Annotated in this window: 18 protein-coding genes and 2 pseudogenes; 9 read left to right on the top strand and 11 right to left on the bottom strand. The window is 63.5% G+C overall.

The window, feature by feature from the left end:
* Positions 1 to 3: 3 nt before the first annotated feature.
* From F6X37_RS31405 to F6X37_RS31390, 4 genes are all read right to left on the bottom strand, one after another.
* Positions 4 to 921, bottom strand: coding sequence for a carbohydrate ABC transporter permease (locus tag F6X37_RS31405; RefSeq protein WP_090806412.1), 918 nt, complete (start codon positions 919 to 921; stop codon positions 4 to 6).
* Complete coding sequence (locus F6X37_RS31400) at positions 918 to 1,874, bottom strand: carbohydrate ABC transporter permease (RefSeq protein ID WP_187613968.1); 957 nt, start codon at positions 1,872 to 1,874, stop codon at positions 918 to 920. The genes F6X37_RS31405 and F6X37_RS31400 overlap by 4 nt, the downstream gene beginning before the upstream one ends.
* Before the next feature lie 8 nt (positions 1,875 to 1,882).
* On the bottom strand, positions 1,883 to 3,121 hold the full coding sequence (locus F6X37_RS31395) for an ABC transporter substrate-binding protein (RefSeq protein WP_090806416.1): 1,239 nt from the start codon (positions 3,119 to 3,121) through the stop codon (positions 1,883 to 1,885).
* A 94-nt stretch (positions 3,122 to 3,215) separates the two neighbouring features.
* Positions 3,216 to 4,634: a GH1 family beta-glucosidase gene (locus F6X37_RS31390; RefSeq protein WP_187613967.1), complete on the bottom strand. Its 1,419-nt coding sequence runs from the start codon at positions 4,632 to 4,634 to the stop codon at positions 3,216 to 3,218.
* 320 nt (positions 4,635 to 4,954) lie between these two features.
* On the opposite strand from F6X37_RS31390, the gene F6X37_RS31385 reads away from it, so the two are divergent.
* A complete protein-coding gene (locus tag F6X37_RS31385; protein WP_187613966.1) occupies positions 4,955 to 5,341 on the top strand; it encodes an ester cyclase in 387 nt (128 codons plus the stop codon).
* A gap of 142 nt (positions 5,342 to 5,483) precedes the next feature.
* On the opposite strand, the gene F6X37_RS31380 is transcribed toward F6X37_RS31385, so the two are convergent.
* On the bottom strand, positions 5,484 to 5,639 hold the full coding sequence (locus F6X37_RS31380; protein ID WP_184065349.1) for a hypothetical protein: 156 nt from the start codon (positions 5,637 to 5,639) through the stop codon (positions 5,484 to 5,486).
* 82 nt (positions 5,640 to 5,721) lie between these two features.
* Complete coding sequence (locus tag F6X37_RS31375; protein ID WP_187613965.1) at positions 5,722 to 6,966, bottom strand: DUF1479 domain-containing protein; 1,245 nt, start codon at positions 6,964 to 6,966, stop codon at positions 5,722 to 5,724.
* A 95-nt stretch (positions 6,967 to 7,061) separates the two neighbouring features.
* Between F6X37_RS31375 and F6X37_RS31370 the strand changes: the two genes are divergently transcribed.
* From F6X37_RS31370 to F6X37_RS31355, 4 genes are all read left to right on the top strand, one after another.
* A complete protein-coding gene (locus F6X37_RS31370; RefSeq protein ID WP_187613964.1) occupies positions 7,062 to 8,054 on the top strand; it encodes a helix-turn-helix domain-containing protein in 993 nt (330 codons plus the stop codon).
* A gap of 180 nt (positions 8,055 to 8,234) precedes the next feature.
* Positions 8,235 to 8,618: a nuclear transport factor 2 family protein gene (locus F6X37_RS31365; protein WP_187613963.1), complete on the top strand. Its 384-nt coding sequence runs from the start codon at positions 8,235 to 8,237 to the stop codon at positions 8,616 to 8,618.
* 104 nt (positions 8,619 to 8,722) lie between these two features.
* Positions 8,723 to 9,670: a lactate/malate family dehydrogenase gene (locus tag F6X37_RS31360; RefSeq protein WP_187613962.1), complete on the top strand. Its 948-nt coding sequence runs from the start codon at positions 8,723 to 8,725 to the stop codon at positions 9,668 to 9,670.
* 52 nt (positions 9,671 to 9,722) lie between these two features.
* Positions 9,723 to 11,201, top strand: a complete 1,479-nt coding sequence (locus F6X37_RS31355; protein WP_187613961.1) for a DASS family sodium-coupled anion symporter — start codon at positions 9,723 to 9,725, stop codon at positions 11,199 to 11,201.
* 184 nt (positions 11,202 to 11,385) lie between these two features.
* Here the strand turns inward: F6X37_RS31355 and F6X37_RS31350 are convergent, their stop codons facing one another.
* Both F6X37_RS31350 and ftrA read right to left on the bottom strand, forming a co-directional pair.
* Positions 11,386 to 12,603, bottom strand: a complete 1,218-nt coding sequence (locus F6X37_RS31350) for a DUF2252 domain-containing protein (RefSeq protein ID WP_090806426.1) — start codon at positions 12,601 to 12,603, stop codon at positions 11,386 to 11,388.
* Positions 12,604 to 12,929: 326 nt separating this feature from the next.
* The gene (gene ftrA, locus F6X37_RS31345; RefSeq protein WP_184049482.1) at positions 12,930 to 13,889 is read right to left on the bottom strand and encodes a transcriptional regulator FtrA; all 960 of its coding nucleotides are present in this window, start codon (positions 13,887 to 13,889) and stop codon (positions 12,930 to 12,932) included.
* Between the two features lie 119 nt (positions 13,890 to 14,008).
* Here ftrA and F6X37_RS31340 point away from each other — a divergent pair, with 119 nt between their 5' ends.
* Together F6X37_RS31340 and F6X37_RS31335 are read left to right on the top strand one after the other, a co-directional pair.
* A complete protein-coding gene (locus F6X37_RS31340; RefSeq protein ID WP_090806430.1) occupies positions 14,009 to 14,464 on the top strand; it encodes a rhodanese-like domain-containing protein in 456 nt (151 codons plus the stop codon).
* 152 nt (positions 14,465 to 14,616) lie between these two features.
* Complete coding sequence (locus tag F6X37_RS31335) at positions 14,617 to 16,701, top strand: putative bifunctional diguanylate cyclase/phosphodiesterase (protein WP_187613960.1); 2,085 nt, start codon at positions 14,617 to 14,619, stop codon at positions 16,699 to 16,701.
* On the opposite strand, the pseudogene F6X37_RS31330 reads toward F6X37_RS31335, so the two are convergent.
* Positions 16,694 to 17,158: pseudogene (locus F6X37_RS31330) on the bottom strand (dihydrodipicolinate synthase family protein); the annotation flags it as partial. The gene F6X37_RS31335 and the pseudogene F6X37_RS31330 overlap by 8 nt on opposite strands.
* A gap of 122 nt (positions 17,159 to 17,280) precedes the next feature.
* On the opposite strand from F6X37_RS31330, the gene F6X37_RS31325 reads away from it, so the two are divergent.
* Positions 17,281 to 18,573, top strand: coding sequence for an aspartate carbamoyltransferase (locus tag F6X37_RS31325; protein WP_090806434.1), 1,293 nt, complete (start codon positions 17,281 to 17,283; stop codon positions 18,571 to 18,573).
* A gap of 19 nt (positions 18,574 to 18,592) precedes the next feature.
* Here the strand turns inward: F6X37_RS31325 and F6X37_RS31320 are convergent, their stop codons facing one another.
* Together F6X37_RS31320 and F6X37_RS31315 are read right to left on the bottom strand one after the other, a co-directional pair.
* Positions 18,593 to 19,447 carry an alpha/beta hydrolase gene (locus F6X37_RS31320; protein WP_187613959.1) on the bottom strand — a complete coding sequence of 285 codons (855 nt, stop codon included), beginning with the start codon at positions 19,445 to 19,447 and terminating at the stop codon, positions 18,593 to 18,595.
* Between the two features lie 146 nt (positions 19,448 to 19,593).
* Positions 19,594 to 20,418 (bottom strand): NAD(P)H-dependent oxidoreductase, encoded by an 825-nt coding sequence (locus F6X37_RS31315; protein ID WP_187613958.1) that lies wholly within the window; start codon positions 20,416 to 20,418, stop codon positions 19,594 to 19,596.
* A gap of 598 nt (positions 20,419 to 21,016) precedes the next feature.
* Here F6X37_RS31315 and F6X37_RS31310 point away from each other — a divergent pair.
* A pseudogene (locus F6X37_RS31310) lies at positions 21,017 to 21,814 on the top strand (IS701 family transposase); the annotation flags it as partial.
* Positions 21,815 to 22,175: the final 361 nt, after the last annotated feature.

Below are 22,175 nucleotides of genomic sequence, written 5' to 3'. Positions count from 1 at the left end.
GCCCTACCCTTTGACGGCGCCCGACGCAATGCCGCGCACGAACCAGCGGCCCGAAATGAAATAAACCGCGAGCGGCACCAGCGACGTCAGGATCGTCGCCGCCATATTGACGTTGTAGAGCCGCTCGCCGGTCGTCGTGTTGATGATGTTGTTCAACTGCACCGTCATCGGCAGATTCTTCGTGCCAGCGAACACAAGGCCCAGAATGAAGTCGTTCCAGATGTTCGTGACCTGCATGATCAGCGCGACGACGATGATCGGCGTCGACATCGGCAGCATCAGTTGAAAGAAGATGCGCCAGAAGCTGCCGCCGTCGATGCGCGCGGCCTTGAACAGCTCCTGCGGAATCGACGCGTAGTAGTTGCGGAACAGCAGCGTCATCACCGGCATGCCGAACATCGTATGGATCAGCACGATGCCCGGCAGCGAGCTGAACAGATGCACGCTCGCGAGCACGCGCACGAGCGGATAGATCATTACCTGCACTGGAATGAACGCGCCGACGAGCAGCACGCCGAACAGCAGACCCGCGCCGCGCGGCCGCCAGAACGACAGCGCGTAGCCGTTCACCGCGCCGACCATGATCGACAGCACCGTGCTAGGCACGACGATACGCACCGAGTTCCAGAAGCCGACGCGAATGCCGTTGCAATCGAGCCCGGTGCAGGCCGACTGCCATGCGGCGCTCCACGCGTCGAGCGTGAAATGCATCGGCAAGCCGAGCAGATTGCCGAGGCGGATCTCGCTCATCGGTTTGACCGACGTGACCAGCATCACGTAGAGCGGCAGCAGAAAGAACACCGCCGCGGTGAGCAGAAACGCGTAGATGCCGAGCCGCGCCGGCGAGAACGCCGAGCGGCGGGGCCGCGTGCGCGCGCGATGCGGCATGCCGCCTTTGAGCGTGGAATCGAGCGTGTTCATCCTCTCTCCCCGCGCAGCGCCGCACGGCTGCGTGCATAGAAGAACGGCGCGAGCACCGCCAGCACCGTCGCCAGCAGCACGATCGATGCAGCCGACGCAAGGCCGATGTTCGCGCGCCCGAACAGATAGTCCATGATGAATTTGGCCGGCACTTCGCTCGCGGTGCCGGGGCCGCCCTGCGTCATCGCGACGACCGCGTCGTACAGCTTCACGACCATCACGAACAGCAGCACGAACGCGGTCGAGATCGACGGTCCGAGCATCGGCACCACGATGCTCGCGTACACGCGCCAGCGAGGAATGCCGTCGATGCGCGCGGCTTTCCACAACTCTTCGTCGATGCCGCGCAGGCCCGCGAGCAACAGCGCCATCACGAGGCCCGAAGCCTGCCACACGGTCGCGATCACGATCGTGTAGATGACCCAGTCCTGATCGACGATCCAGTCGAAGCGCGCATGCGCGAAGCCGAGATTGCGCAGCACCTGCTGCGCACCGAGCGCGGGATTCAGGATCCATTGCCACACGAGCCCGGTCGCGACGAACGACATCGCGTACGGATACAGAAACACCGTGCGCAACGCGCCTTCCGCGACCACGCGCTGATCGATAAAAATCGCCAGCAGCAAGCCGATCACCATGCACGCGATGATGAAACACGCGCCATAGATCACGATGTTCTGCAGCGACGTCAACCAGCGGTCGTTGTGAAAGAGCCGCACGTACTGCGTGAAGCCCACGAAGTCGTGCGACGGAAACGTGTGCGAATTGCTGAGCGACACGCGCGCGGTCCAGACCATCGTGCCCAGGTACGTGAACACGACGGTCAGGAGCATCGGCAGCAAGGCCAGCCAGACCGCGATCGAAAACCGCCGGTTCAGCGGCTTGTTTCGCGGTTTGGGGTGCGACTTGCCCTGTGGTTTCGAACCCTCGGCTGGCAGCTTGAGCGCGTGCACGGCGAGGCCTAGCCCTTCAACGCGCTGGCGAACGCTTTCTGCGCGTCGTCGACGGACTCGTTCTTGTTCCAGAAGTTCGTCACGACGTCAGTCAGCGCACCCTGCATATCGGGCGACAGCAGCATTTCCGGATTCGGCAACTGGCGCGACTTGTCCTTCATGATCGCGATGCCCTCCTTGGCGCAGACGTCGAGGCTGCTTTCGTCGACGTCAGACCGGATCGGAATCGAGCCCTTCTTCGCGCTGAACGCGACCTGCGCGGACGGCGAGGTCATCACCGTGGCGAGCAGATTCTGCGCCTTGATCGCCGACGCGCTGTCGGTCTTCGGGAACACGAAGACGTCGCCCGCGACCAGATACGGCGAACGCGGACCGAAGCCCGGGAAGCAGCCGAAGTCCTTGCCCGCCGTTTGATTCGCCGCGACGAACTCGCCCTTCGCCCAGTCGCCCATGATCTGAACGCCGGCCTTGCCCGAAGTCACGAGCGCGGTCGCGTCGTTCCAGTTGCGGCCAGGCGAGCCCGGATCGACGAAATCGTGCAGCCGCTTGAACGACACGAGCACCTTCTTGAACGCATCGGAGTTCACCGCGTTCTGATCGTGATCGCGATAGACCTTCATATACAGGTCCGGGCCGCCCACATCGGCGAGCACCGCGTCGAACGTGATCTTCTCCTGCCACGGCTGGCCGCCGAACGCGAGCGGAATCACGCCCGCGCTCTTCAGCTTGCCGAGATCGGCGATGAATTCGTCGTAGCTTTTGGGCTCGCTCGCGATGCCCGCTTTCTGGAACACCGGCTTCGAGTAGAAGAACCACGCGGGCATATGAATGTCGACCGGCGCCGCGTAGAAATGGCCCTTCACGCGGATACTGTCGAGAATCGACTGCGGGAAAATGCCGTTCCAGTTTTCTTTCGCGGCGACGTCGTCGACGTTATTCAGGAGTCCCTGGTCGATCAGATCGTGAAACTGCTTCGACGTATTGAACTGGGCGGCGGTGGGTGGATCGCCGCCGACGATCCGGTTGATCGCGGTGGCGCGCGCCTGATCTCCGCCGGCGACTGCGTTGTCGACCCATTGGCCACCGGCCTTGTCGTACGCGACGGCAAACTGCCGAATCGCGGCCGACTCGCCGCCCGAGGTCCACCAGTGAATCACGTTAGCCTTGAGCGGTTCCGCATGCGCGACGACGCCATACAGCGCCAGTGCCGCAACTACGCCTCGCAAGACCATTCTGTTGCTGTTCATTCCGTCTCCTCCAGGCTAAGTGCCCGTGTGTCAAGTCGAAATACCAATCAGCTCCACCCGGTTTTATATCGTTGCTGCGTCGTTTTAATTGTGTTTATTGCGCTTGCGCGTTGCGATCTTCGAGGAATTTCGACACCAGCTCCGCGCTGCGCTTGACCGTACGCTTCTGCGTTTGGTAGTCGACGTGCACGATGCCGAAGCGCCGCTCATAGCCGAAAGCCCACTCGAAGTTGTCCATCAGCGACCACAGGAAATAGCCGCGCACGTCGACGCCCGCCTTGATCGCCTGATCGACCGCGGCAAGATGGCGCTTCAGGAACGAGATGCGCTGCGTGTCCTCGACGCGGCCGTCGATCACCTTGTCGTCCGATGCCATGCCGTTCTCGGTGATGTAGATCGGCGGCAGATTGGCATAGGTATCCCTGAAACCGGTCAACAGATCGCGAAGACCGTCAGGGTAAACCTCCCAGCCCATCTGCGTGCGCTCGACACCCTCGAGCGGCACCTCCTTGAAACCGTGCCCACCATCGCTCGCCACGTTGGTGCGGAAATAATAGTTGATGCCGAGAAAATCGAGCGGCGTATTGATCGTCTGCATGTCGCCTTCGAGCACGAGTGGCTCGCTGGCCGGCCACAACTCGAACAGGTCTTGCGGATACTCGCCCTTGAACAGCGGATCGAGAATCCACGCGTTGTGCTGAACTTCGAACAGCTCGGCCGCGCGACGGTCGGCGGCGCTGTCGCTATTCGGCGTGCTGCGCCCGACATTCGCGACGATGCCCTTGTGCGAGCGCGGATCGTTCGCGCGCAGCACCGGAATCGCGAGACCGTGCGCGAGCAGCAGATGATGCATGGCCTGCGCGGCGAAGCGCAGGTTCGAGAGTCCCGGCGCGTGATGGCCGTTGCCGTAGCCGAGGTACGCCGAACACCACGGCTCGTTGAGCGTCGCCCACGCATCGACGAGGCCGTGCAGCTCGCGGCTCATCAGAGCCGCGTAATCGACGAAACGGTACGCGGTCTCGCGATTGAGCCAGCCGCCGCGATCCTCGAGATGCTGAGGCAGATCCCAGTGATAAAGCGTGACGAAAGTCGTGATGTTCTTCTCTTTGAGCCGTCCGAGCAGGCGCTTGTAGAAGTCGAGCCCCTTGCGGTTCGGCGTGCCGTTTTCGTCCATCACACGCGGCCATGCGGTCGACAGCCGGTACGCTTCGAGGCCGAGGCCCGCGAGCAGGTCGACGTCCTGTTCCCAGCGATGATAGTGATCGCACGCGACAGCGCCGGTGTCGCCGGCCAACACCTTACCCGGTGTGGCCGAGAACGTGTCCCAGATCGACGGCAGGCGGCCGTCTTCGTTGACCGCGCCTTCGATCTGATACGACGCGGTGGCCGCGCCGAGCAGGAAATCCTGGCGCCACAGCGACGAATCGGCGGGCGGTGTGAATGGATCGGAATGCGGGTCGCCGTGAGCGGTTGGACGGGCGGCGTCGATGACTGCGGATGCGTCGTTTACCACGGATTCTCTCCTGCCAATGAGGTCGTTGAACCGGGTGTGGTGGAACTCGAGGCGCTGGCGTTCGAACTTGCTGTGAACGCTTAAGTGGAAGCGCTTCCACACTGTCCAGCGAACGATAGCAGCGGGGAAATCGGCGCAGCAATCCGGGTTTGTCTGGAGGGGTTTCTGGCATGCGTGCGAGGGTGATGCGGCGCGCATCGAGGTTGTTCGACTGCAACGGATAGTTGCGGCTTCCGACGAAAATCCCTGGCAGCCGTGCAACGCAAAGTCTCGGATCGCCGACAATCGGCTTATCCACTGAAGCATGGAAGACGATTGCGATGAGCGAATTCAATCTGTCGGAACTCTACCGCGGCTATATCGCCTGCCTGAACACGCAGGACTGGTCAAAGCTGCGAGACTTCGTTGGCGAAGACGTGAAGTACAACGGCCAACGAATCGGTTTGTCGGGCTATCGCGAGATGCTGGAAAGAGACTTCCGCGACATTCCCGACCTGCGCTTCGAGATTCAGATGCTGGTTTGCGAGCCGCCACATATCGCAAGCCGATTGCATTTTGACTGCACACCCATCGGCATGTTACTTGGGCTTCCCGTGCAAGGAAAACGGGTGGAGTTTTCCGAGAACGTCTTCTACGAGTTTGGTGACGGCAAGATCCGGCAAGTCTGGTCGGTCATCGATAAAGCCGCGATCGAGAGTCAGTTGTAGCGGCTCAGGGACACGCCGCGCTCACACGTTTCTCTTCGGCATCAGCGCACCGCGTTCTCGGGTCCATCGGTGTCGACCAGTCGCGCCGCGCGCTCGCCCGCATTTCACTTCGATTCTTTTTTTATCGGGCGAATGCGCTCGTCTATGGCTTGTCGTCCTCGCTATCGGGGTCGATGTCGGGATCGAGCGGCGGCTCATCCGGGTCCTGCGATGGACCGAGGTCGGGCAGATCCGTCTGCACGACGTCGGACTGATCCGGGCGGATCGGGTTTTCGTCCTTGTTCGGTGTGGTTGCCATGGCCGGTCCTCCTTAGGTCGTTGCCATGCTGAAGACGCAGCAAGTTCCGCTCCCGATCCAGACGCGGCCATGCCCTGTCCGGTCACAAATCGAAGCCCATTTGCGCACGGCCAAGCTCGGTGAGATCGTCAGGCGTCGCGCGGCCGACGAAATCGACTTCGAAATGATCGGCCGGAAAATCCGGCGGGCTCCTGCCTTCGAGAAAGCCCGGCAGTTGCCGCTTCAGATACGCATCGTTCTTCGCGCAGCCCGGCAGCGAAGCGATATACATCACGTTGCTATAGCCGTTGCCGCGATGCGCGTCCTCGACCGCGTGAATGACGTCGCTATGCCAGAACACGGTGTCGCCCGCCTGCATCAGCGGAATCGACGACAGCGCATGAAACAGCGGCGCGTGATAGTCGGACTTGATCGACAGCGCGCGCCCCGGCAGCGCTCCGCACAGATCGTCTTCGGCGACATCATCCTGAAGCGCGCGCAACAGGATGTAGACCATCGAGTTCGCCATTGGCACCAACTGCAGCGTGCCGTCGCCGGGACCCTGCGGCGTCAGCGCGGTCCAGCCTTGAAACGTGCGGAACATCGAGCAGACGGCCGGCGATGCGATCTCCTCGACTTCGGTTCGCCACGCGGCGTCGAACGGATCGTAGTCGCGCCAGTGGCCCGAGAACACATGGCGATAGACCTTGCGGAAGTTCGGCTCGATCCAGCGCTCCACCGAACCGCCGTCGCAATGCGCCGACAACCCGAGCGATTCCGATCCGGGCGGCCGACGGCGCAGGCGGTCCGCATACACCGGCACATGGTTCGGATCGAAATGCACGCGCCCTTCGCTTTCGGTGCGCCACAGCCGGTTCAGGAACACGCGGGCCTGCGTGAGCTCGGTCGATTGCCGCGCGAGCACCTGCGGTTTCGACCAGTACACACCGTCGATTTGCGGCTTGCTCGAGGCGAGCTGCCCAAAGTACTTGTCTTCCGCGCGATTCTGCAGCTTTGCGTCGAGGTCGTTGCGCTCGACGTAGTCGGCGATGTCCTGATCCCATTGCTCGACGAGCGACCGGTCGAACACCTTGCGGATCACACAGGCGCCGCGCGCTTTGACGAGTGCGATCTGCTCGTCGGTGACCCGGTTCGCCACGATGTCGGCGAACTGGATTTCCGGAATGACCGGCTCGCCGCACTCACGCAGCGTCGCGATTCGCTCCGCCTCCTTCGTCATCGCCGCTTCGACGTCGGCGAACACGTCGCGGTAGTTCGGCAGCATCGCGCGCAGTTCGCGCTTCGCTTGACGGATGGCTGCCGGCAGGTCGTCGATTTGCAAGGCCATGGCATCGTCTCCATGTGGTTTCCGATGCTTGAAGCGTACGCGAACGATCGCCGCCTGCGTGATACTATCCGGTCAAAGATTTGACGATTTCAGACATGAAAGCCGCTTTTGAACATGTGGATTTTGGCCGGGACTGTTCGGTCAGGGTTTACCACCGCCGGCTGCCCCGCATCCCTTTCGAATGGCACCACCATCCCGAGTACGAGCTGACGCTGACGATGAACAGTCAGGGCAAGCGGTACATCGGAGACTCCGTCGCGACCTACGGCACGGACGATCTGGTGCTGGTGCCGCCGAATCTGCCGCACACTTGGGCCTCGAACCGTTCGATCGACGCGGCGCACCCGCAGGTCGCGATCGTCGTATGGTTCGACGGCGCGTGGGTGCGGCGACTCGCCGATGTCTGCCCCGAATACAACGGACTTTGCGACCTGTTGCGCAGAGCGGCCTGCGGCCTCACGTTCGAAGACGGTGCCGGCACACGCATGCGCGAACACCTCGACCGCCTGCTGTCCGACAAACCGCGCCAACGCTTGCAGGCGGCGCTCGATGTACTGGATCTGCTGTCGGCGCTCCCCGCCACGCCGCTCGCGTCCCCAAGCGCATTCGACGCGCGAACCGGCACGCCGACTGGCCACGAATCCGATCAGATCAATCGCGTGCTCGCGTTGATCGAAACACAGTTCGCGCATCCGCTTCGGCTTTCCGCGCTGGCCAAGGCGTCGGGGCTTTCCGAGCGCTCGTTGACGCGGCATTTCACGCAGCATCTTGGCGAGAGCGTCGGGCGCTACGTGACGCGCGTACGAATCGGCCACGCATGCCGGATGTTGACCGATACGCAAGCGCCGATTTCCGTCATTGCGACGCGCTCCGGATTCGCGAACGTCGCGAATTTCAACCGGCAATTCAAAGCCGCCAAGGACATGACACCGGTTGAATTCAGGCAGCAGTTCGCGGGCGCGCGGCGGGCGGAGCAACAGATGTCGCCAATGCTCACCGAGCGCTCGCCTTCTCTGCAGAGCGTTCGCAACAAAGGAGACGGCAAGCGGATGTCTCGGCCCGCGCGTGCAGGCCGGCAGTCCGAATGACCGGACTACTCGGCGAGCAATCCCTGCAGGCGCCAGACATTTTTTGCACGTCAGGGGGAGTACTTGCAGCAAGGGTGGGGCCAGGGATTTTATGGCGCAGACTATGCGCTGGCGGCGAAATTTCAACGCGACGGCAACGCGCGGCTGGTCGACTGCAACACCCCACTCTGGAGGCACTCCATGAACGAACAAGCGATACGTGAAGCCTTGAACGCACACTGGCGAGCGTCGGCGGACGGCGATCTCGACGCCGAACACGCTATCTACGCCGACGATGCGATCTGCGACTATCCCCAATCAGGCGAGCGAATTCATGGACGAACCAATTTGCAGGCTCTGCGCGGCCATCATCCCGGCAAGCCATCGGGTTTCGCGATCAGGCGAATTCAAGGCGAGGGCAGTCTGTGGATCACCGAGTACACGATCAACTATCAGGGGCGCATCGCTTACACGGTCAGCGTGATGGAGTTCCGCGAAGGCAAGGTCGTCCACGAGACGCAGTATTTTGCTGATCCGTTCGAGGCCCCGGATTGGCGGAGTCAATGGGTTGAGCGGACCGCGTGAAAAAACGCGCCGCGGCCGTGTAGGACCAAGGTCCGATTGATGGCAAACGCGCGCATGCGACTATGCTTCGAGGGGGCTGAAGCCCGAACTTGACGAGGTTCGCTATGCGGCAGGCCAAGATCGTTATCGTCGGCGCGGGGCTGGTCGGGGGATCGGCAGCCCTGTTCGTGGCGTTGGCCATTCCGAGCGCGAAAGTCGTCATCATCGATGTCGCGCGGGTGCGCGCTGAGGGACAGGTTCTCGATCTCGCCCACGCCGCGGCATTCTGGGGGCACAGCCGTTTTCGCGCAGGGGACTACGAAGACGCGCGTGACGCCGACATCGTCGTGATCACGGCCGGCGCCGGCGTCAAACCCGGCGAGACTCGCCTGCACCTTGCCAGAACCAATGCGGACATCGCGACCGAAATCGTCGGGCGGATCGCGCCGCTCGCGCCCGACGCCATCTATCTGATCGCGACCAACCCATGCGACGTGCTGACCGGCGCCGTTTACGACCAATTGCGTTGCGAGCGCGAGCGCGTCATCAGCACGGGAACCTCGCTCGATACCGGGCGGCTGCGCTCCCTGCTGTCCGAGCGGCTCGGCGTGGTGGCCTCCGCGATTCACGCCTATGTGCTCGGCGAGCACGGCGAATCGGCCGTGATCCAGTGGTCCGCCGCAACGGTCTGCGGCATGCCCCTCGAAACCTTCCTGACGCGGAACGGCAAGGAGCTGGGCCCCGCCAGCAGGGATCTGATCCTGCGCTCCGTCCACGAGGCGGCGAAGCTCATCAAGGAAGGCAAAGGCGCCACCCATTACGGCATCGCCAGCGCGATAGGAAGGATCTGCGAGGCCATCGTGCACGACACCGATCTGATTCTCACGGTTGGCATCGTCCAGCCCGAAGTGGAAGGCGTACCGGACGTGTGCGTGTCGCTGCCAATGGTCGTCAATGGCGCGGGCGCGCGGTTGATCGCCTATCCGGAACTCGACCCTATCGAGCGCGAGACCTTGCTAGGTAGCGCGCGCATCGTCAAGGACGCGACGGAAAGCGTGCTCCACGAGCGGTGACGCGTTCCCGCGCACTCCGAAAAAACCCAACCACGCCGGCACGAGGTCCATCATGGCTCCTACACCTGCCAAGGTTTCACGGCCCACCAGCTCGCCTCCCGCCACGCCGAAGCCCTCGGTCGGACTGCCGGCCGGCGTCTGGAAATATCTGGTACCGATCGCGGTCGGCGTCGCGCTGTGGTTTCTGCCCGCGCCCGCCGGCCTCCAGCCGAAGGCGTGGCATATGTTCGCCGTGTTCGTCGCGACCATTGCCGGCATCATGACCGCCCCGCTGCCGATGTCGGTGGTTGCCATCATCGGCTCGACCATTGGCGTACTCGTCGGCGTTCTGTCGTTTGCCGACGTCACCAAATCCACCGGCACCGACCTCGTATGGCTCGTGATGCTCGCGTTTTTCATTTCACGCGGCGTGATCAAGACCGGCCTTGGCCGCCGGATCGCGCTTCTGTTCATGCGATTGCTGGGAAAGCGAACGACGGGGCTCGGCTACGGGCTCGTGTTGACCGAACTCGTGATCTCCCCCGCGATGCCGAGCATCACCGCGCGCGCGGGCGGCGTGATGTTGCCGATCACGCGAGCCATTTCCGAAGTGCTGGGCAGTCACGCCGACGATCCGGAATCACGCGTGAAGGTGGGACGCTACCTGATTCTCTGCGCCTTCCACGCGAACATCATCACGGCGGGCATGTTCATCACGGCAATGGCGGGCAATCCGCTGGCGGTCAGGCTGGCCGCGGACCAGGGCGTGTCGATCAGCTGGCTCGACTGGGCGGTGGCGGCGTCGATCCCCGGTCTGCTGTGCCTCGCCGTGATTCCGATCGCCATGCTGTGGATCGCCCCGCCGCAGGTCAGACGCACCCCCGATGCCACCGACCTCGCGCAACGAGAGCTCACGACGATGGGGCCCATCTCGGTCAAAGAAATCATCATGGCGTGCATCTTCGTCGGCTTGCTGGTGCTGTGGGTGTTCGGCGACGATCTCGGCGTCGGCGCGACGCTCGCGGCGGCGATCGGCGTTTCGTTGCTGTTCATCAGCGGCGTGCTGACCTGGCAGGACGCGCTGAACGAGAAGTCCGCCTGGGACACGATGATCTGGATCGGCCTGCTCATCATGCTGGCCTCCAAGCTCAACGAATATGGCATGGTGAGCTGGTTCGGCAAGGAATTCGGCGCGCATCTCGCGGGCTTTCCGATGCTGGCGGTCTATATGCTGGTGGCGGCGATCTACGTTTACATTCACTACTTTTTCGCCAGCGCCACCGCGCATATCAGCGCGCTGTTTCCGCTCTCCATGGCACTGATGGTCGCCGCCGGCATCCCGCCCTTCGTCGCCGCAGTCTCGCTCGGGATTCTGAGCAATGTGAACGGCTGCCTGACGCAATATGGCATCGGCTCCGGTCCCGTCATGTTCGGCGCGGGCTACGTGACCCAGGGCGAATGGTGGAAGGCGGGATTTTTGATGAGCCTGTTTTACATGGTGGCCTGGCTGGTCGTTGGGCCGCTTTGGTGGAAGGTGCTGGGGCACGTATGAGACAACGCGACTTTCGCCGCGCGGCTCGTACGGCCCGCGCACACGTGATCCTGCTCCGCTTCCCGCTTCGTCAATCGCGAGCGGTCATGACCCGCGCAACTTCCCCGCTCGTCATCGATCGCCGCCGATCACCGCGACGCCGTCCGCAGCCCTGACGCCCGCGCCGGCCCTCCAATGCAACGCTTCAGTTGCCCGTGCCGCTCGTCTCGAAGGTTCCCCGATCATAAGCTTCGCAATAAGCCTTCCAGTCTGCCGCGACCTGCGCCTCACACTGCGTCGCAAGATCGATCAACGGCAGTTGCCAATCGCGCCGACTGCCAAACGCGATCAGATCGTCCGCGATCGCCGACTTCTGCCGCCCTCCGCTGCGCAGATGCGCCCACGCGCTCAACTCGGCCATGCTGTTGATCACTGCCTCGAGCCGCGGCAGCTTGCCGTCCCAGTCGGCAAGCGCGACGCGATCTTCCGATGGCTGCAAACTCCGCAGCACATAGGAGCGCTGGTTGAATTCCACCGCGTGCAAAAAGGCCTGCGAGACCGCCTGATTGCGCCGCTGCACTTCGACGACACGCTGTGCCTCGGTCTGCCACTTCGGCTGCGTCGCCGTCACGTGCGCACTCACCGATGACGGCAGCGCCTCTTTCAAATCGATCAGGTAGTTGCCATCGGGCGAGCCCTTGCCCTCGACCAGAATCACATAGCGATCGACACCGAGGCTGCCCGTCCCCGCAATGCGGCGCGCGACATCGAGCGTGCGGTAGAACTCGGGATTCGGCTCCGTCACCGCGAACTGCTGCATGAACTGCGCGACCGCGGCACGCCGTTCATCGCTGACGGGCAGCGCTTTCTTGCCGTCGACCTTCAGCATGCGCGTTTTGCCCTTGAGCACCGTGCGACGGTCCAGATGCGCGGCGCGCGTGCGGCTCACGAGCGCGACGAACAGATCGCGCACCATGCCGGTCGCGGTCTCCGCTTCGATCCAGCGCGACTTGCCGTACGCGAGCGCGGCGCCGTAGGCATCGAGCGCGGTGTGGCACAGCGCGAGCGCTTCAGCGCGGCTCAGCTTCAGGTTGGCCGCGCCGACCAGCACGCTCGTCAACAGACGCACGAGCTCGTACGGAACCGGCGCGAGACAGGCTTCGTCGAAGTCGTTGTTGTCGAAGTAGACGAGGCGATTGTCGCCCTTGTAGCTGCCGAAATTTTCGAGGTGCATGTCGCCGCAGATCCACACGTGCGGCGCGTCGTCGAGTACGTTCGCGCGCGGCAGACGCGCATAGAACAGATGGCAGGTGCCGCGCAGAAATACGAACGGCGAGCCGCGCATGGCTTTGTATTTCATCGCGAGTCGTTCGGGGTCCCGCCCGGCGTTGAAGTTGGCGATGATCTTTGCGATATCGGACATAGCGGGTTCCGTTGAATGGGCAAGCTCGACGTGAGCTCCATGCCTGCTGCTGTGACCTCGGGGCGTGCCGCGAATTCAATGCGCGTTCAACCGGGATGCAGTGAGGTGGCTGTCGTTGCTTGTCGCGGCAGTGGCGATCGGCGGGCTGCTTGCCTACGGGTATCGCCAGTGGGCGTGCTCGACAGGCTCGAACTTCGAGTTCTATGCATCGTTGTTGGCGTTCAACGCGACCGCGCTCCTGTTGCTGACGAACGCGCTATGTTGGTTCGAATACATGTCCAACGTCATCAATGTGTCGCATCCATTGTGCTTACGATCTGCTGGACTCACCCCTGCCCACCGAACCTGCGCCGATACGCCCCCGGACTCGTCAACGCGATCCGGCGAAAATGCCGCCGCAACGACTCCTCCGACCCGAACCCCGCCAGCTCGGCGACGCGCGCCATCGGCAGCGGCGTCGCGGCTTCGAGCAACTCACGCGCAAGCGCGACGCGCTCCCTGACGAGCCATTCATAAGGCGCCATGCCGGTCGCGTCGCGGAACTGCCGTTGCAGCGTGCGCGGGCTCATCGCCGCGCGCCCGGCGAGCGAGCGCAGCGTATGCGGCTCGGCCGCATGGCTGCGCACCCAGTCCATCAGCTTCGCGATACGTCCGCTTTCGTCGGGCGGCATCGGGCGCGGCACGAACTGCGCCTGGCCACCCTCGCGATGCGGCGGCACCACGAGCCGTTGCGCGACGCGATTCGCGACCGCGCCGCCATGATCGCGCCGCACCAGATGCAGCAGCATGTCGAGCCCGGCCGCCGATCCCGCCGACGTGATCACCTGCCCTTCATCGACATATAGCGCGTCGGGCTGCACACGCAGTTGCGGATAGCGCTGCTGCAACTTGTCCGCGTAGCGCCAGTGGGTCGTCACGGTCTTGCCGTCGAGCACGCCGGCCGCCGCGAGCACGAACACGCCCGAGCAGATCGAGCAGAGCCGCGCGCCGCGCTCGTAAGCCGCGCGAAGCTTGCGCAGCAGCGCGGCCGGCGGCACCTCGTCGGCATCGCGCCAACCCGGAATCACGATCGTGTCGGCGCTCGCGAGCAGCTTCAGCGTGTAGGGCGCGGCCAGCGTGATGCCGCCCGCCGCGCGGATCGGACCGGGCTCGCTCGCGCAGACCGCGAAGCGATACCACGGCACGCCGAGCTCGGGACGCTCGAGCGCGAACAGTTCGGTCACGCAGCCGAATTCGAAGGTGCAGAGCCGGTCGTAGGCCAGCGCGACGACGAGATGATTGTGCATGGCGCAATGTTACCGAAGATTGACGATCACGCCACTTACCGGGCGACCCGCCGCTCGTCACAATCGACCGTGCCTGAAAAGCGCGCGTCCCACCACCTAATCAACTCACCCCTGCTGCCATGACTCACGACAACCTCACCACCGTCCCGAACGCCGTCACCGCGATCCCCGCCGCCGACAGCGCCGCCGCGCTCGCGCACTTCCAGGCGTCGCTGCGCTTCGAAACCGATTGCACCGACGTCCACGCCGCGCTCGCGAGCGGCGCGCCCGGCTTCGTGCTGCTCGACGTGCGCAGTCCCGCGCTGTTCGCGCAGGGCCACGTGCCGGGCGCGCTGAATCTGCCGCACGGCAAGATCGTCACGTCGAAGCTCGCGGCTTATGCGCCGGACACGCTGTTCGTCACCTACTGCGCGGGCCCGCACTGCAACGGCGCGGCGCGCGGCGCACTGCGGCTCGCCCAGCTGGGGCGGCCCGTCAAGCTGATGGCGGGCGGCGTCACCGGCTGGCTGGACGAAGGCTTCCCGCTGAGCCGCGAGGACGCCGATCCGCCGTCCGATCCACGCTCCGATGCATAGCGTGACTCGCAATCCGACACGCGTTCCAGCGCGGCATCCGCCGCCGTCGGCGCGCCCGTTTTGCCCCCTGTTCGCAAATCGCAAATAAGTTAAACAAAAGTTCGAAAAGTGCCGATAAGATGTCCAGCCGGACTCCTCCCGGCGGACCCAATATGCAGAGTTCATATAATTTCTGGCTCGTCGCGATTTCGTTCGCGGTCGCGACCCTCGCGTCGTACACCGCGCTCGATCTGACGGGCCGCATCTTCCTGCTCGGCTCGACGCGCCGTCGGCATGCATGGCGGCTCGGCGGCGCGTTCGCGCTCGGTGTCGGCATCTGGTCGATGCACTTCGTCGCGATGCTCGCGTTCTCGCTGCCTATCCCGCTCGGGTATGACCTGGCGACGACCGCCTGCTCGCTGGCCCTCGCGATCGGCGCTTCGTATCTGGCGCTCTCGCTGACGACCCAGCAGCGCCTCACGCCGGTCCGGCTGCTAATGGGCGGCGTGGCGATGGGGATCGCTATCGCCGGCATGCATTACACCGGGATGGCGGCGATGCGCATGGCGCCCGCGATCCACTACCAGCCGGCATGGTTCGCGGCCTCGATCGCGATCGCGATCGGCGCGTCGAGCGCCGCGCTGTGGATGGCGCGCGCGCTCAGCAACGAAGACGAGCGCCATATCGCGCGCAAACGTCTCGCCGCGGCGCTGGTGATGGGCGTCGCGATCAGCGGCATGCACTACACCGGCATGGCCGCCGCCGACTTCGCGCCGGGCGCGATCTGTGGCGCGGCCAACGACATGAATGCGCAATGGCTCGCCACCTCGGTGGTCCTGCTCACGTTCGCGGTGCTGATCGTCACGCTGATGCTATCGCGCTTCGACGTGCGCACCACCTTCCTGCTCGGCGCGGTGTCGCGGCTGAACGGCCAGATCGTGCGGCTCGCGACGCTCGACGCGCTGACGGGCCTGCCGAACCGCGCGACGCTGACCGAGCGGATCGAACGCGCGATCAGCGGCGCGCGTCGCCAGCGTACGTCATTCGCGGTGCTGTTCATGGATCTCGACGGCTTCAAGACGATCAACGATTCGCTCGGTCACTCGGCTGGCGACGCGGTGCTGTCCGCATTCGCGCAACGCCTGCAGCAATGCGTGCGTTCGAGCGACACCGTCGCGCGGCTCGGCGGCGACGAGTTCGTCGTGCTCACGGAACATCTTACGTGCGGCGACGACGCGGCCGCGCTCGCCGACGGCGTGCTTCACCGGATGCGCCAAGGCACGTGGAGCGACGAACAACCGCTGCAGGTGATGCCGAGCATCGGCATTGCGCTCTATCCGCGCGATGGCGACAGCGTCGAGACGCTGCTCCAGCACGCGGACGCCGCGATGTACGAAGCGAAGCGCGCCGGCCGCGGCACCTACCGCTTCTTCGAGCGCAGCATGAACGAGGCCGCCACGCGCACGCTGCGGATCCAGCAAGTGCTGCACGACGCCTTCGCGAATGATCGTTTCTCGCTGCTGTTCCAGCCGAAGTTCGAGCGCGGCGGCGACGCGCTCGCGGGCGCCGAGGCGCTGATCCGCCTGCACGATCCGGAGATGGGCGCGCTGATGCCGGCCGAGTTCATCCCGGTCGCCGAGCGCTCCGGGCAGATCGTGCAGATCGGCTACTGGGTCGTGCGCGAAACCTGCCGGCGCATTCGCGGCTGGATCGAACAGGGCCTGCCGGCGATGAAGGTGGCGATCAACCTGTCGCCGCGTCAGCTGTTGCAACCGGAGCTCGTCGAGACGATCCTCGACATCGTCAGGAGCGAGGGCGTCGCGTGCGAGCAGATCATGTTCGAGATCACCGAGACCGTAGCGATGCAGGATGCCGCGCGCACCGTCGAAGTAATCCGCGCGTTTCAGGCGAGCGGCTTCGACATCTCGATCGACGACTTCGGCACCGGCTATTCGAGCCTCGCGTATCTGCAGCGCTTCCAGGTGAAGCAGCTGAAGATCGATCGCTTCTTCATCAACGGTCTCGACGCGAACGGCGCCGCGGGCAGCGCAATCGTGTCGGCGATCATCGCGCTCGCGCACTCGCTCGAAATGGACGTGGTCGCCGAGGGCGTCGAAACCCAATCGCAACTCGACAAGCTGTGCTCGATGATGTGCGACGAAGTGCAGGGCTACCTGCTCGGCAAGCCGATCAACGCCGACGACTTCGGCGCAATGCTCCGCGGCAGAACGATGGCCGCAAGCGGCGTCTCTATCTGAGCAGCGTCTCGCCCAACGCCGCGAGCCGTTCGGTCAACGCCTCGCTCGCACGCGTCATCGGCAAACGCAATTCGTTGCGCACCCATCCCCTCGCCGCGAGCAGCGCCTTCACCGGCGCGGGATTCGGTTCCGCGAACGCGAGTTGGATCTGCGGCACGAGCGCGTGAAAAATGCGTCGTCCTTCGTCGAGCTTCCCCTGCGTCAACGCGCGATAAAGCGCGACGAAACGCTCGGGCCGCCAATGCGCCGACGCCGCGATCGCCCCGCTTCCACCCGCGCACACCGTCGAGAAGAGCTCGAGGTCGTTGCCCGCGAGCACTTGCAGACGGCCGTCGCGAATCAGCGCGAGCGTCGTGTCGAGCGAACCGGCGCAATCCTTGATCGCCTGAATTCGCGGATGCACGCTCGCGTCCGCGAGCGCGCTGAAATGCGCGACGATGCCGTCCTGCGAGGGCCGACGAACCCTCGCGAAGGAAAACGCTTGACTTCTACGCGCCGGAAACTAATATACGCACCGCGTACATCGACGCGTTTTGCTGCCTTACTCCCGCCGACCCCACTTTTGCGACAGGTGCCCTCATGAGCGTTCCGCAACAAGCCTTCCTACGCGATGCGATGCGTCGCCTGAACATGACGCGCGATACGTTCGCTAACCGCATCGGCGTGTCGCGCCGGGCGCTGGATACGTGGCTGCTGCCGGACGACTCGCAGGAATCGCGGGCGATGCCGGAAATCGTCGAGCGTTTCGTGTCGGAGATCGTCGCGAACACGGAGCCGGGCGAAGGATATACGCAAAGCGTAGACTCGCAATCGCTCGCAAGCCAGATTCTGTTCGAGGGCAAGCCGCAGCTGCTGTCGGTCGATCAGTTTTCGCGCGACTCGGTCGAGGCGCTCTTTCGCGTCGCCGACATCATGCAGCCGATCGCCCGGCGCCGCAAAATCTCGCGCGTGCTCGAAGGCGCGGTGCTCGGCAATCTGTTCTTCGAGGCGAGCACGCGTACCCGCGTGAGCTTCGGCGCGGCGTTCTGCCGGCTCGGCGGCTCGGTGTGCGACACGACCGGCTTCACGTTTTCGTCGATGGCGAAGGGAGAATCGATCTACGACACGAGCCGGGTGATGAGCGGCTATGTCGACGCGCTGGTGATCCGCCACCCGGAGCAAGGCTCGGTGGCCGAATTCGCGCGCGCGACCAACGTGCCGGTAATCAACGGCGGCGACGGTCCCGGCGAGCATCCGAGCCAGGCGCTGCTCGATCTCTACACGATCCAGCGCGAGTTTTCGCGGCTCGGCAAGATCGTCGACGGCGCGCACATCGCGCTGGTCGGCGACCTCAAGTACGGACGTACCGTGCATTCGCTCGTGAAGCTGCTGGCGCTCTATCGCGGCATCAAGTTCACGCTGATTTCGCCGCCGATGCTCGAATTGCCGGGCTATATCATCGAGCAGATTTCGCGCAACGCTCACGTGATCGAACAGACGCACGACCTGCGCACTGGCTTGCGCGGCGCCGACGTCGTATACGCGACGCGCATCCAGAAGGAGCGCTTCACCGACGAATCGTTCGAAGGCTACACGCCCGACTTCCAGATCAACCAGGCGCTCGTCGATAGCGTGTGCGGCGCCGAAACACTGATCATGCACCCGCTGCCGCGCGACAGCCGGCCCGACGCGAACGATTTGAGCACCGACCTCAATCACGATTCGCGGCTCGCGATTTTCCGGCAGACCGACAACGGCATTCCGGTGCGGATGGCGATTTTCGCGGTGCTGCTCGGTGTCGACAAACAGGTCCAGCATTCGATGCGCGATGCCGCGTGGCGCCCGCCGGTCTACCTGGGACCTGACGACGCGGTGTTTCACGGAATCGATTGACGCGGATAGCCGTCCGCCGTCAGGCCGCGGCCCGCGCGTCACGCATTTCGCGCGCCGCCTGCCTGAACGTGCCGGCAAAGAACAGCACCTGATATTTGACCGCGTTCGACCAGTACTTCCACGTATGGCCGCCGGGCCGCTCGGCGTAATCGTGCGGCACGCCGAGTTCGACGAGCCGCTCGTGCAGCAGCCGGTTCGACTGCACGAGCGAGTCGTTCACGCCGCAATCGATCGTCAGCGCGATATGGTCGCGGCCGAAATCCTCGGCACTCGCGACGATCGCTTTGCTGTTCCAGAAGTCCGCATATTGCATCGGGTCGCCGAACACCCGCTCGATGCCGGGCTCGTCCTCGCTCCCGCGCGGGTCCACCGCACCGCTGATGCTGCCCGCCGCGCCGAAAGCGTCGGGCCGGTCGAGCGCAATGCGTAGCGCACCGAAGCCGCCCATGCTCAAGCCCGTGATAGCGCGCGCCTGCTTCGTCGCGATCGTGCGGAAATGGCTGTCGATATAGGCCACCACTTCCGTACCCACGTAGGTTTCGTAGCGGCTGCGCGGATCGACGGGGCTATCGATGTACCAGCTGTCGCGGCCGCCGTCGGGCATCACGAGGATCACGTGATAGCGGTCGGCGAGCTTGCCGATATGCGAATTCGCGGTCCAGTCCGTGTAATCGCCGCCCGAGCCATGTAGCACGTAGACGACCGGAAAGCGCGCGGCCTGGTTGCCACGCGCGTATCGATCGGGCAGCACGACGGTTGCGTCGAACGTACGATGCATCGCCGCGCTCGGAATCGTGACGACGCGCGACTGGAACGCCCACGCCGGCGATGCGATCAGCATCAGAATGAGCCAGAACGTATGGACTGGATTCATGGTGAGTCGCCCCTTGCGCTTGCTTCCGGCTGCTTACGTTCGTCAGGCATCCGAAGAAGAGCGCCCCAGCATGCCTCGGCCTATGTCCGCGAACGACTGTAGCAATGGCGACTTACAACCAAATTTCAGCGAAACATACGATCCAGTCAGGCTTCGGTCGCTTCATCGGCTTCAGTTGCCGTCTCTGCGCCCGCATCTTCAACGTGCGCGGCAAACCCCACCCGCCCCGGCGCCAGATCGTCCCGCAATGTGAGCGCCGGAATCTCATACGCGCCGCCGTTCTGCGGCAGGAACGCGATCGGCGCGGCCGTCCACAGCGTGTCGAGCCGTCGCCCGAGCGCCTCGCTGACCTCGGCATACTTCGCCTCGTCGACGCGGCTCGTGCGATAGACGACGAACGGCGGCAATACCTCGAAGCCGGGGTAATACAGCACACCGTGCTGGATCGGGAACAGCACGTCGTCGATCGGACCGTTGATGCCGCGTGCGCTGTAGTGCGACTCCCAGCCGCCCGTCGTGACGATCAGCATCGCGCGCTTGCCCGCGAAACGGCCCTCGCCATAACGCTCGCCCCAGCGCGCATCGGAATGCTCGCCGACGCCATACGCGAGACCGTACGCATAGACACGTTCCACCCAGCCCTTCATGATCGCCGGCATCGAGAACCACCACAGCGGAAACTGCAGGATCACCGCATCGGCCCACTTCAGCTTGTCCTGCTCACGCGCGATGTCCTCGCTCTGCAAGCCGTTCTCGAACGCATGCTTCGATTCGAGCGAGGCGAAGAAGCGCTCGCCGCTGTGACGCTCGCTGGTGTCGTGTGCGTCTAGCGACGCTTTCCAGTTCATCGCGTACAGATCGGACACCTGCACCGTATGGCCGGCGCGTTCGAGATGGCGGACAGTGAAGTCCTTCAGCGAACCGTTCAACGATTTCGGTTCGGGACGCGCATAGATGATGAGAACGTTCATGATGGGACCTTCGTGGCTGAAAACAGTCACGATAGGCATCGCCGAGGTATATTGGAAATGAATTCCCAATATGTCAGGTATTGCCGTGGTTAATCTCAGAAGACTCGACCTGAACCTGCTGGTCACGCTCGTGTTTGCCCACAAAAAAAAGAAAAAAGAAAAAAGAAAACAATAAAGATGAAAAAACCGTTGCCGACGCGACTCAATAAAGAACGAAAAATGCAAGCAAAACGAAAGATGTAGAGCCTCCGATTTTCGGGCACAACCCAGCTAAAGGCGTTATCGGGAGGTGGATGTCAGTGCGGCAACCCGCTCCGAATGCTCGAATTGCGCCTCTCCCGGCATACCCCCCGCCGACCGAAGGACCAAATCCGATCCACCGTTGCGGGTCGCGCGCCGACTGATCCGGTCGCCACGTCGGCCAAAGCTGACGCTCGCCCGTTTGACGGCGAAGGCTGCAGGTCGCTTCGCTGCCGTTCGCAGGCAGATGTTGGCGAGCGGACACTTCTCGCGTTCAGCAAATGACAGTCCCAAACCCGCCTTAGTCGCCCGCAATTACGCCGACAGACGTCTCTTCCTTTAACACGGTGCTGAAGAAAACGGCTACTACTGGATCATTGACGACACCGGCTTTCCAAAGAAGGGACGTCATTCGGTCGGGGTGGCACGTCAGTACTGTGGGCAACTCGGAAAGCAGGACAACTGCCAGGTTGCAGTGAGCCTGTCGATCGCGACGCAACGCGGCAGCCTGCCGATTGCCTGGCAGCTGTATGTCCCCAAGGAAGGGCACCAGGTACGGCGCCGCTTCCGCCCAAGCCCTGGAGCGGGCGCGGCAAGCCACCGACATTGTTGCGCCGTGCGCCCGGCCACGAGCCGATCGCCGTGAAGGAACTGGCCATGCAATTACCCGTAAGCGCCAGGCAATCCGTAACCTGGCGCGAAGGCAGCAACGCAGCACTTTCCTCGCGCTTTGCCGCCGTACGGGTTCGTCCCGCACATCGCGACTATTGGCGAAGCACCGTTCGCGACGAAGAGTGGCTGCTTATTGAATGGCCTGATGGCGATACGGAGCCGCTCAAATACTTTCTCACTACCGCCCCCGAGGAGGCGATACTTGAGCAGCTTGTGTTCGTGACCAAAATGCGCTGGCGCATCGAGCGCAACTATCAGGACCTGAAACAGGAGTTCGGGCTCGGTCATTATGAAGGGCGAGGCTGGCGTGGCTTTCACCACCACGCCACACTGAGTATCGCTGCGTATGGGTTTCTGATGGCTCAGCGACTCCGAATGCAATCAGATGGACGCGATAAAAAACTTCCTTGAACGCGCGCTGTCTGCCCTTCCCCCGGATTACATCCCCCGGGGCAGTCCAGCGCGCTCAACGTCACGTTCCTGATTCCACTACTACGTTGCGCATCCTGCTTGGGCTAAGGCTCATGCAACGATGGCTCTCTTCCTGTATGGCAATAGAGCGCGCAACTAATTATCTGACACAGTAAGATTAGGGAATCGTCATAGCGCCGTCGCAGTTATGACCATGGTTGCACCCTTCGCTATGTCATTGATCCGGTCTTGAGCACCGGCAATACGTTGATCTGCGTAGTCGTAGTCATTGGATTCGCCTCTTGCTCGTTCAACCGGCCGCAATCATGCGTACCGTAGCGCCACGATCAACAACGACGCGCGAATCATTCCAAGCGCCGCAGCGTGTCGTGCCGGGTCAGGCGCGCTCCAGCGCAGCGAGCTTCTTCCGACCA

The sequence above is a fragment of the Paraburkholderia sp. 31.1 genome, assembly GCF_014397645.1.
Taxonomy (GTDB): domain Bacteria; phylum Pseudomonadota; class Gammaproteobacteria; order Burkholderiales; family Burkholderiaceae; genus Paraburkholderia; species Paraburkholderia tuberum.
The sequence above is the reverse complement of the archived record's forward strand: the minus strand, read 5'-3'. Positions and strand labels throughout refer to the sequence as shown.

What these genes read in the sequence shown, in the direction of transcription:
- ftrA (WP_184049482.1), bottom strand. Translation starts at nt 13,889, where the DNA reads ATGCACAATCATCTCGTCGTCGCGCTGGCCTACGACCGGCTCTGCACC.
- F6X37_RS31385 (WP_187613966.1), top strand. Translation starts at nt 4,955, where the DNA reads ATGAGCGAATTCAATCTGTCGGAACTCTACCGCGGCTATATCGCCTGC.
- F6X37_RS31365 (WP_187613963.1), top strand. Translation starts at nt 8,235, where the DNA reads ATGAACGAACAAGCGATACGTGAAGCCTTGAACGCACACTGGCGAGCG.
- F6X37_RS31360 (WP_187613962.1), top strand. Translation starts at nt 8,723, where the DNA reads ATGCGGCAGGCCAAGATCGTTATCGTCGGCGCGGGGCTGGTCGGGGGA.
- F6X37_RS31350 (WP_090806426.1), bottom strand. Translation starts at nt 12,603, where the DNA reads ATGTCCGATATCGCAAAGATCATCGCCAACTTCAACGCCGGGCGGGAC.
- F6X37_RS31375 (WP_187613965.1), bottom strand. Translation starts at nt 6,966, where the DNA reads ATGGCCTTGCAAATCGACGACCTGCCGGCAGCCATCCGTCAAGCGAAG.
- F6X37_RS31335 (WP_187613960.1), top strand. Translation starts at nt 14,617, where the DNA reads ATGCAGAGTTCATATAATTTCTGGCTCGTCGCGATTTCGTTCGCGGTC.
- F6X37_RS31320 (WP_187613959.1), bottom strand. Translation starts at nt 19,447, where the DNA reads ATGAATCCAGTCCATACGTTCTGGCTCATTCTGATGCTGATCGCATCG.
- F6X37_RS31355 (WP_187613961.1), top strand. Translation starts at nt 9,723, where the DNA reads ATGGCTCCTACACCTGCCAAGGTTTCACGGCCCACCAGCTCGCCTCCC.
- F6X37_RS31405 (WP_090806412.1), bottom strand. Translation starts at nt 921, where the DNA reads ATGAACACGCTCGATTCCACGCTCAAAGGCGGCATGCCGCATCGCGCG.
- F6X37_RS31380 (WP_184065349.1), bottom strand. Translation starts at nt 5,639, where the DNA reads ATGGCAACCACACCGAACAAGGACGAAAACCCGATCCGCCCGGATCAG.
- F6X37_RS31370 (WP_187613964.1), top strand. Translation starts at nt 7,062, where the DNA reads ATGAAAGCCGCTTTTGAACATGTGGATTTTGGCCGGGACTGTTCGGTC.
- F6X37_RS31315 (WP_187613958.1), bottom strand. Translation starts at nt 20,418, where the DNA reads ATGAACGTTCTCATCATCTATGCGCGTCCCGAACCGAAATCGTTGAAC.
- F6X37_RS31340 (WP_090806430.1), top strand. Translation starts at nt 14,009, where the DNA reads ATGACTCACGACAACCTCACCACCGTCCCGAACGCCGTCACCGCGATC.
- F6X37_RS31395 (WP_090806416.1), bottom strand. Translation starts at nt 3,121, where the DNA reads ATGAACAGCAACAGAATGGTCTTGCGAGGCGTAGTTGCGGCACTGGCG.
- F6X37_RS31325 (WP_090806434.1), top strand. Translation starts at nt 17,281, where the DNA reads ATGAGCGTTCCGCAACAAGCCTTCCTACGCGATGCGATGCGTCGCCTG.